Genomic DNA, 8,083 nt, shown 5'->3' on the forward strand with positions numbered 1-8,083 from the left:
TATGTCTACACAAATCCTGTTGAACTTTTTTCTGGCATTCATCTGGATGTTCATGACGGTTTCCTTTACTCCTGCCGGATTCGCCATCGGGTTTCTAATCGGTTTGGGAATCATCATTCTCATGCGCCGATTTTTTACCGGAAGATTGTATTTGACGCGAGTCTGGGCTGTTATTTCCTTGTTCGTACTTTTTCTGAAGGAATTGATACTATCAAGCGTACAGGTGTTGAGTATTGTTCTTCGCCCAAACATGAATATAAAACCTGCAATTTTTGAGATGGAAACAGAATTGCAGGAGGATTGGGAAGTGACGCTGCTTTCGGCCTTGATCACGTTGACACCCGGAACTCTGGTAGTTGGTATTTCCGATGACCAAAAAAGGCTTTACATCCATGCCCTCGATTTCGAGGATGTCGATAAAGCTGTTTCGTCCATTAAGAATACATTCGAGCGGGCAATACTGGAGGTGAGCCGGCCATGATGACATTTTATTGGGTTGCCCTGGCGATCATAAGCATCGCTTTTGCCGGTCTTCTCTTCCGATTGGTGAAAGGACCAACAGTCGCGGACCGTGTTGTCGCCTTGGATGCCATCGGAATCAGTCTGGTTTCCATTGTAGCGCTGCTTTCACTGATCATCGAAACGGAATTTTTCCTGGAAATCATTCTGTTGCTGAGTATCCTGTCCTTTATCGGCACTGCGGCTTTCGCTAAATTCATCGAGAGAGGAGAGATTTTCGATCGTGATGACAATCGCTAACATCCTCATTATCGTTTCAATCAGCGTGGGCGTCCTTTTCAGTGTCGTTACGGCTCTCGGGCTTGTTCGGCTGCCGGACGTCTATACGCGTACTCATGCGGCTTCCAAGAGTTCCACACTGGGGGTATTGGCGATCCTGACCGGTACCTTCATCCATTTCTGGATTGTTGAAGGCATATTCAACACCCAAATGATCATCGCCATCGCCTTTCTGTTCATAACTGCACCTGTAGGCGGCCATCTGATTGGTCGCGCCGCTTATATTTCGGGCATCAAAGTTTCAGAACAGACCGTACGTGATGATTTGGGGCCTGCCGTTCAACGGAAGAAAAAAAGATTTGCACTATCCAAAAAACCTGCAGACGATTAAGTCTGCAGGTTTTTTTATATGGAGTACTAACTAGGTCATCTTCTCTAATCATTACGCTTTAGGCGGATGCTTTCCGCGGGGAGCGGCCTGAGCCTCCTCGTCCGCTTCGCTGCCTGCGGGGTCTCAGGACTCGCTCTGGTTCCCGCAGGAAAGACATTGGCCGAAGCTTGCGAGGACAAGTCTTTGCGACGAAGCAGCGCAGCGATGTAGGAGCACATCTTTGCCCTTCACCGCCTGACGCTTCATTCTGGTGCTGTTTAGAATTGAAGTGTCTCTTTCTTAAAACGACCTAAAAAAGCAATCCTTTTTTAGAAGACATTCTGAGATATAGAGCAAAACAGCGAAGACGCCCAGGGGTCCAAGCGAAGTGCTGAGATCCACTCGGGCGAAGTGCAACGAGCCCGAGTTAGCTCAGCGCGAGCCAAGTGATGGCCGAAGGTAGTTCGGCCAGCGCTTTGCGACGAAGCTAGCGCAGCGATGCAGGAGCACGGGGTTTGGCAAGCGAAGCTGTTTTGCGCAATATCGGTTCTAATGTTTTATTTTCCTTCTGCTAAACTTTCCACCATCATCGCCAATGTTCTGACCATGGCTCCTGTGCCGCCTTTAGGGCCCAGATCATATGCTGCTGACGTGAATGAGGTTCCCGCTATGTCCAAATGGATCCACGGGGTGTTGTCTACAAATTCGCCCACAAATCCGCCGCCGAAAATCATGTGGCCATCACGTCCCGGTGAATTGTTCAGATCGGCCACATCGCTTTTGCGCAGACGTTTTTTATCGTTTTCTGTAAGAGGCAAGCGCCAGACAAACTCGCCTGTTTCATTGGCTGCTTCCAGAAATTCTTCAAAAAAGGATTCGTCATTTGTCAGCGCGCCAGTCTTATCCATCCCAAGAGCAACAATGACTCCCCCTGTCAGCGTCGCAACATCGATGATGCGTGTCGCACCCAATTGCTTGGCATATGTGACTGAATCAGCAAGGACCAGACGCCCTTCAGCATCTGTATTCAAAATCTCAATGGTCTTGCCACTCAGCGAGGTGATGACATCATCGGGTTTAAATGCATTGCCGGATACCATATTATCGGTTGAGGCAATAACCGCAATGACATTTTTAGCAGGTTTTAATTCACCGATGATTTTCATCGCACCGAGAACAGCTGCTGCACCGCCCATATCACCTTTCATGCCGACAATGCCATCTTTCGGCTTCAACGAATAGCCGCCCGTATCGAACGTAATCCCTTTACCGACAAGCGCCAGCGGATCTTCAAACGCGTCTGTCGCTTTGTATTTCATGACAATCAACCGCGGTTCTTCGACAGATCCCTGGTTTACCGCCAAAATGGCTCCCATGCCGAGTTCTTCCATTTGGGCTTTGTCGAGGATATCCATTTCAAATCCGTACTGCTCACCCATTTCCTGGGCGTAATCAGCCAGAGCCGTAGCCGTCAGGATATTGCCGGGCATATTGACCAGCGTGCGGGCTTCGTTGACAGATTCGCCGAAAACCTGGCCAATGTTTGCTGCCGCCTCGATATCTTCAGATCCCTCGTCGGTAAGCAGCGTCAAATTTTCAAGTTCGATTTCCGTTTCGTTGGAGGATGTTTTGTAATCTGCAAAGCTGTACATGCCCATTCCCATTCCTTCTGCCGCGAGATAAGCTGCATCTTCTGCACTGACCGCGTCATTTTGGAATGAATCAAGATAAACGGCTGCATGTTTGATTTTTTTCTTGATCAGTTCCTTGCCGGCCAAACCGAAAGCCGCACGGACAGCTTCCTCGTCCAATTTTTTCCGGTCATCCATCCCGATGAACATAACACGCGGGATTTCTCCCGACATGGTCGGATATGTAATGATTGTATGCTGTTCAAAAGACAATTCCTGTTTGACCCATCCTTGTAATTTTCCATCAAAGCGCTGCGAGAATTCTTCCCATCCTTTCGTGTTCTCGGGATGGCGTGTGAGCCCTACGATCAAAATGTCCGCCGTGATATTTTGTTCCTTATTTTGTGCTGTAATTTTCATATTTCTCCTCCTCTGTATCTCTTCTTCTTCAGTTTAGCATGGATTTCTGATGCATAGTAGTTCGTAAGACGAAATTGTTTCGAAGCCGAGAGAAAATCATTTTGTGGTACAATGAAGCAACAGATTCCACTTGAAAGGTTGATAATTAGATGGAGTTATTCACGAATACACCCTTAATGATTGCGCTATTTGCGATCATCTTCGCTCAATTTATTAAAATCCCCATTCAATATGCGGTAACGCGGGAACTGGATTGGAAATTCTTCACTTCCACCGGTGGAATGCCGAGTTCACACTCTGCTGCCGTTACTTCATTGACGACCGCGGTCGCCTATGAACACGGTGTTGGTTCAACCATTTTTGCAGTGTCGACAATGTTTGCCGTCATCACGATGTTTGATGCTACAGGAGTGAGGTTTCAGGCGGGCCAACAGGCTTTAACTATAAATAAAATGCGTACCGACCTTCAACTGTTCATGAATGAAACAAGAAACTGGCCAAAGAAAAAAGAAGAGGAAAAGATCGAGGAATTGAAAACATTGCTCGGCCACAAACCCAGTGAAGTTTTTATGGGCGCCCTGACCGGAATTGCAATTTCTGTAATCGTTTATGGCCTGATGCTATAAAAAATCCGTACAGCCATCATTGGCTTGTACGGATTTTTCTCTTAAAACATCTGGTAGCCCATTTTACGAAGGATTTTCATCACAAAGCCCGCTGTAAGTGCCCCTGCAAATCCAGCAAGAAGAACAGCGATATCGGTGCCTGTTAATGACGCAATCGTATCACCAAGCATCGGGAATGACTGGCTTGGATTCGTGAAATAGTCAAATACACCGACATCATCGATAACGAGCAAAATTACCACCGGATAAACGATTGCCATCAGCCAGGTCATCCGCAACAGCATGTTAAGCAAAAACCCGATACCGAAAAACATAACATAAAATAAAAGCATTGAAATAATCAATTGAACAATAGTGAATGAACTATTCATAGTAATTCTAACCTCCGATATTCCCTTCATCAGTTTACCCGAAATATCAGGGCCTTTCAATCGACCAGCCCATAGTTCATTACATTGACACAACGCTGATTGTATTTCCACAAAAAAAGGATCCGCAATTATTGATATGCGGAGTCCTTCTGAATGATCTGCGTTACTTTTTTCCTGATCCCGAGCAGCAAGAGCACGTTTCCGATCCGCCCAAACGCAATTGGAAGTATCCTTGACCTGCGCAATATGGGCACTGATTCGTTGACTTAACTTTTTTGAAATTCTTCATCCGAAACACCTCCTCCTGCTATTGTTTATAATATTCTGATAATATATCACGGTCTTTTAAAACAAGCAAGAGAAACAAATGGATGTAAGCGCATACATATAAACTTTATTTATAACTTCTTGAAATGGACACAATTTTCAAACTTTTCTTTTATTGATATACCATTTTGTAGGAAAATAAAAAAGCTCCCGCTAACGGGAGCTTCTGTTTATACCTTATAGCACATTAAATTTCCCTTTTTTCATGACCAGTTTCGTTCCGCCCATCATGTAAAGAGCACGGTTGTCGATCATTTTCTTCATAAACGATGCTCTCTTGCCGGTGACTTTCTTGCCGAATACGACACCGATTGCATCCTCATCGCCGAGTGAACAGACTGTTCCTTTAAGGTCAGGAATAAATTCCTGAGTTGTCTGCCCCTGGATCAATGCTTTGATGTTGCCGGCAGCCACTTCAGCCTGCTGCATGGCAATCTGTGCTGTCGGTGGATACGGTCGGTTGGTTTCTTCGTTGATCATCAATGCACAATCCCCTACGATGAATACGTCCGGGAAAGCCGGTGCACGAAGATCTTTTTCAACTTTGACACGGGCGCGCATGTTTTCAATCGGCGTAGACTCAATCAGTCTGTTGCCTCGGATTCCGGCTGCCCAAACTACTGTGCCAGCTTTGATGAATTCAAACTCATCATCGCTTTTCTTGATTTTGACGCCTTCAGGAGTTGCTTCGACAACCGGGGTTCCGATTGAGAATTCGATACCTTTTGACTCCAGGTGTCCAACAGCGTAACTGACCAATTCCGGGTCGAAACCAGGCAATACCATCGGTGCTGCTTCAACGCAGATGACACGAACTTTTTCACGTGGTACATCAAACTCTTTGCAAAGTTCAGGTACACGGTTGGCAAGTTCCCCAAGGAACTCGATTCCAGTGAAGCCGGCACCTCCGACAATGATATTCAAACGGCTGTCGTCTTTAACCTCTTCTGTCGACCAAGTCGCAAACTGAAATTCGATGTGTTCGCGAATGTAACGTGCAGCTTTTACATTGGCAATCGATAAAGCATATTTATCAAGGCCTTCGATCCCGAATGTTTCGCCTTCAAAACCAAGAGCGATGACGATATAGTCGTATGTAAACTCGCCATTATCTGTAAGGACCTTTTTACCTTCAACGTCGATTGCTTCTACAGTTGCCTGCACAAATCTCACTTTTCCAGGGTCTATAACTTCCGAGATGTCATAGCGGACCTGCTCAGGTGTCATCGTTCCCGCTGCAGCTTCGTGAAGCCACGTGCTTTCATAATGGTACTCATTTTTGTTGATCAACGTGATGTCGACTTCGTCTGTTCCCATGATTTTTTGCAGATTCACTACAGTAGTCAAACCACCATAACCTGCTCCAAGTACTAAAATTGACGGTCTTTTCAATCTAATCGCAACCACCTTCAAGTCATTTTTTAAATCGGAAATTTAATAATAACTAAGTCATTAATATTCCAATTTACTCCTACACTCTATATTAGCCTTTTTAACTAGTGATTTCAACTGGATAATGCCAGATATCCGGCTGTCAGAAGTAAACAGATTATTCCTCCGGTTGCAGATAAAAACCTCCTGCCTTATAAAAATAAGCAGAAGGTCCATTAACGATTATTCAGCTCAGCAATTTTCTGGTGTGCCCGCTTTTTTTGCTGTCCGGAAAGAAGTTCCGCAGCCGCAATTTGCAATGGCATTCGGATTTTCGATCGTAAAGCCCCCGCCCATAAGCGATTGCTTGTAATCGACGACTGTCCCTTTCAATATGGGAGCATCTTCTTTTGCAATCAGGATTGGAATTCCAAATTGTTCGTAGAGATCGTCTTCTGAACTCTGTTCTTTTTCAAATCCCATGCCATATGTCAAACCGCTGCAGCCTCCGCCGTTAACGGCTACACGCAGAAATGAATCTTCCTCTTCGTTATGTCGCATCATTTCTTTGACTTGAAAAGAAGCGGCTTCTGTAATTTCGACTACTTGTTCCATTACCCATCATCCTTTCTATTATAAGTTGAAGTAACGAATTTCACTTTCATATCGCTTCGGCGCTTTGGACAGTGCAAAGATTATGCTCCTGCGCACTGCTCGTCGCAAAGGATGCGCCATCTTCGTATGGCGAACCTTGCCTCACGCAATAAGCCGAGAAGCCCACTCGTCTTATTGCTCCGGCAGGTCCTGTGCCGCGCCGGCGCTGGGAAATTAACTTTAGTGGAGAGAGTCTCCAAGATATGGAGCAAAACAGCGAAGACGCCCAGGGGACCAAGTGAAGTGCTGAGATCCACTCGGGCGAAGTGTAACGAGACCGAGTTAGCTCAGCGCGAGCCAAGAGTTGGCCGTAGCCTGCAAGGCCGGCTCTTTGCGACGAAGCTAGCGCAGCGATGCAGGAGCAGCCTTAAAATCGTGCTCCTGCAGTGCTGCGCACTTCGTCGCAAAGACAGTATCCGTGCAGGACACGTCTACTGTCTTCGAAGCTGTTTTGCGGAATATCAATTATTAATAAATATTAGTGCAACTTATATATATAATATCAATAAATTCATAAGAGGACCAAGTAGGAAAACCTGTAGTCATATAAAAAGGGACCCGTAACAGGTCCCTTGGCTTTAAAATACTTGTTCTACTTCTACTATGCCAGGAACTTCCTCCGTTAATGCGCGTTCAATTCCAGCTTTCAATGTAATTGTCGAACTTGGGCAGCTTCCGCATGCACCGAGCAGACGAAGTTTCACGATGCCATCTTCTATGTCAACGAGTTCGCAATCCCCTCCGTCACGTAAAAGGAATGGACGCAATTTATCTAAGACTTCCATTACTTGGTCTTCCAACAAAGCTTCAGTCATTTATATCGACTCCTTTCATTATAATCATTATAATGTGATTAGAGAGAAAAAGCCACTAATGAATTTACAGGAGGTCAAATTTTATGACAAAAGAAATTGCCATTGAAGTATACGGAGCAGAGGTAATCTGCGCCAGTTGTGTAAATGCCCCATCCTCACTGGATACTTATGAGTGGCTGCAGGCTGCCATACCAAGAAAATATAAGGACCAGCCATTTTCAATTACTTATATCGATATTGAGAAAAAGCCGGAAAACGACCGTCAAAAAGATTATATCGAACGCATTCAAAATGATGAGTTTTTCTATCCGTTGGTGCTTGTAGAAGATGAAGTCGCAGCTGAAGGATACGTCCAATTAAAACCGATTTATAAAGAACTTGAAAAGCACGGGTTTAAGGCTGAATAAGAAAAGCAAAAGTGAAAGATGGCCCAAACTTTTTGGGCCCATCTTTTGCGACGAAGCAGCGCAGCGATGCAACGGTTTTTCATGTCTCGAAGCTAGCGCAGCGATGCAGAGACAGGAGCAGCCTTTATCTCGATTAGCTAATCTGACTTATGACCCGAAGAGCTGACCGTTGGAGTATGGGCACTAGAAAAAGCGCTCATCGCTGAGCGCTTCTTGTTTTTGATTTGACGAATTGTAATATTAAGTGCAACACCCTACAAAACAAAAAAAGGGCCCATGACAGATTCGTGTAAAATGTAAGTTACCACACCAACACTACACGGAGGTTCTGTCATGAGCTACGTCCATCTTAC

General features: G+C 45.3%; 11 protein-coding genes. 5 read left to right on the forward strand and 6 right to left on the reverse strand.

What is annotated here, in order from left to right; translation table 11 throughout:
- The first annotated feature begins 1 nt into the window (after nt 1).
- Genes DIJ65_RS14680 through mnhG form a run of 3 tightly spaced genes read left to right on the forward strand, consistent with a single transcriptional unit; the run spans nt 2 to nt 1,129 of the window.
- Entirely contained in the window at nt 2-481 is a 480-nt protein-coding gene (locus DIJ65_RS14680; protein WP_117303441.1) for a Na+/H+ antiporter subunit E, read from the forward strand.
- Entirely contained in the window at nt 478-759 is a 282-nt protein-coding gene (locus DIJ65_RS14685; RefSeq protein WP_117303439.1) for a Na(+)/H(+) antiporter subunit F1, read from the forward strand. Before DIJ65_RS14680 ends, DIJ65_RS14685 begins: the two co-directional genes overlap by 4 nt.
- The gene (mnhG, locus tag DIJ65_RS14690) at nt 746-1,129 is read left to right on the forward strand and encodes a monovalent cation/H(+) antiporter subunit G (protein WP_117303437.1); all 384 of its coding nucleotides are present in this window, start codon (nt 746-748) and stop codon (nt 1,127-1,129) included. The genes DIJ65_RS14685 and mnhG overlap by 14 nt, the downstream gene beginning before the upstream one ends.
- A 536-nt stretch (nt 1,130-1,665) precedes the next feature.
- On the opposite strand, the gene DIJ65_RS14695 is transcribed toward mnhG, so the two are convergent.
- Nucleotides 1,666-3,159 (reverse strand): leucyl aminopeptidase, encoded by a 1,494-nt coding sequence (locus DIJ65_RS14695; protein WP_117303435.1) that lies wholly within the window; start codon nt 3,157-3,159, stop codon nt 1,666-1,668.
- 149 nt (nt 3,160-3,308) lie between these two features.
- Between DIJ65_RS14695 and DIJ65_RS14700 the strand changes: the two genes are divergently transcribed.
- The gene (locus tag DIJ65_RS14700) at nt 3,309-3,785 is read left to right on the forward strand and encodes a divergent PAP2 family protein (protein WP_117303434.1); all 477 of its coding nucleotides are present in this window, start codon (nt 3,309-3,311) and stop codon (nt 3,783-3,785) included.
- A gap of 41 nt (nt 3,786-3,826) precedes the next feature.
- On the opposite strand, the gene DIJ65_RS14705 is transcribed toward DIJ65_RS14700, so the two are convergent.
- The 5 genes from DIJ65_RS14705 to DIJ65_RS14720 all read right to left on the reverse strand — a co-directional run bounded on the left by DIJ65_RS14705 (nt 3,827) and on the right by DIJ65_RS14720 (nt 7,323).
- Nucleotides 3,827-4,156 carry a YuiB family protein gene (locus DIJ65_RS14705; RefSeq protein ID WP_117303432.1) on the reverse strand — a complete coding sequence of 110 codons (330 nt, stop codon included), beginning with the start codon at nt 4,154-4,156 and terminating at the stop codon, nt 3,827-3,829.
- A gap of 163 nt (nt 4,157-4,319) precedes the next feature.
- Nucleotides 4,320-4,445 carry a YuiA family protein gene (locus DIJ65_RS16365; RefSeq protein WP_185959568.1) on the reverse strand — a complete coding sequence of 42 codons (126 nt, stop codon included), beginning with the start codon at nt 4,443-4,445 and terminating at the stop codon, nt 4,320-4,322.
- A gap of 215 nt (nt 4,446-4,660) precedes the next feature.
- On the reverse strand, nt 4,661-5,875 hold the full coding sequence (locus tag DIJ65_RS14710) for an NAD(P)/FAD-dependent oxidoreductase (RefSeq protein ID WP_117303430.1): 1,215 nt from the start codon (nt 5,873-5,875) through the stop codon (nt 4,661-4,663).
- A 231-nt stretch (nt 5,876-6,106) separates the two neighbouring features.
- A complete protein-coding gene (locus DIJ65_RS14715; RefSeq protein ID WP_117303428.1) occupies nt 6,107-6,469 on the reverse strand; it encodes a HesB/IscA family protein in 363 nt (120 codons plus the stop codon).
- Between the two features lie 617 nt (nt 6,470-7,086).
- Complete coding sequence (locus tag DIJ65_RS14720) at nt 7,087-7,323, reverse strand: NifU family protein (protein WP_112224421.1); 237 nt, start codon at nt 7,321-7,323, stop codon at nt 7,087-7,089.
- Nucleotides 7,324-7,406: 83 nt separating this feature from the next.
- Between DIJ65_RS14720 and DIJ65_RS14725 the strand changes: the two genes are divergently transcribed.
- On the forward strand, nt 7,407-7,730 hold the full coding sequence (locus DIJ65_RS14725; protein ID WP_117303803.1) for a YuzD family protein: 324 nt from the start codon (nt 7,407-7,409) through the stop codon (nt 7,728-7,730).
- Nucleotides 7,731-8,083 lie beyond the last annotated feature (353 nt).

Source organism: Planococcus salinarum (assembly GCF_007004625.1).
Lineage (GTDB): Bacteria > Bacillota > Bacilli > Bacillales_A > Planococcaceae > Planococcus > Planococcus salinarum.

Excerpts from the sequence above, each read along its gene's own strand:
- DIJ65_RS14680 (WP_117303441.1), top strand. The coding sequence starts at position 2 with ATGTCTACACAAATCCTGTTGAACTTTTTTCTGGCATTCATCTGGATG.
- DIJ65_RS14685 (WP_117303439.1), top strand. The coding sequence starts at position 478 with ATGATGACATTTTATTGGGTTGCCCTGGCGATCATAAGCATCGCTTTT.
- mnhG (WP_117303437.1), top strand. The coding sequence starts at position 746 with ATGACAATCGCTAACATCCTCATTATCGTTTCAATCAGCGTGGGCGTC.
- DIJ65_RS14695 (WP_117303435.1), bottom strand. The coding sequence starts at position 3,159 with ATGAAAATTACAGCACAAAATAAGGAACAAAATATCACGGCGGACATT.
- DIJ65_RS14700 (WP_117303434.1), top strand. The coding sequence starts at position 3,309 with ATGGAGTTATTCACGAATACACCCTTAATGATTGCGCTATTTGCGATC.
- DIJ65_RS14705 (WP_117303432.1), bottom strand. The coding sequence starts at position 4,156 with ATGAATAGTTCATTCACTATTGTTCAATTGATTATTTCAATGCTTTTA.
- DIJ65_RS16365 (WP_185959568.1), bottom strand. The coding sequence starts at position 4,445 with ATGAAGAATTTCAAAAAAGTTAAGTCAACGAATCAGTGCCCATATTGC.
- DIJ65_RS14715 (WP_117303428.1), bottom strand. The coding sequence starts at position 6,469 with ATGGAACAAGTAGTCGAAATTACAGAAGCCGCTTCTTTTCAAGTCAAA.
- DIJ65_RS14720 (WP_112224421.1), bottom strand. The coding sequence starts at position 7,323 with ATGACTGAAGCTTTGTTGGAAGACCAAGTAATGGAAGTCTTAGATAAA.
- DIJ65_RS14725 (WP_117303803.1), top strand. The coding sequence starts at position 7,407 with ATGACAAAAGAAATTGCCATTGAAGTATACGGAGCAGAGGTAATCTGC.